The organism is Lactiplantibacillus sp. ME-2 (genome assembly GCF_022549155.1).
GTDB lineage: Bacteria > Bacillota > Bacilli > Lactobacillales > Lactobacillaceae > Lactiplantibacillus > Lactiplantibacillus plantarum.
On sequence record NZ_JAKZEQ010000151.1, the window covers coordinates 1 to 285 of the forward strand.

Annotated in this window: 1 pseudogene; it reads right to left on the reverse strand. The window is 42.1% G+C overall.

The annotated features are described in order from the left end of the window. A pseudogene (locus MMY95_RS15765) lies at positions 1-285 on the reverse strand (LtrC-like protein); the annotation flags it as partial.

The window sequence follows — 285 nt, forward strand, 5'->3', positions numbered from 1 at the left end:
TTTAGTTCTGATTTTTGTTGTGGGTTCCTTGCTTGCTGAACTTGTTGTTGCAAGCCTTGATATGACTGATTAAGTGCTTGGGCTGATAGCTTTTTTAGATCATGCTCAGGTTCTTTTTGGGCTTCTTGTAAGCCTAATTGTTTGGTTAACCCGTCACTAAGCTCAATCACTTTGTTGCTAACTTGCTGGATCTCACTTAAAGCACTATGGATCACGGCTTTATCTTTAGCCCAGGTGGCCACGTAACCGAGTGAGTAGTTGCTGGTATCAACGCCAATATTTTGC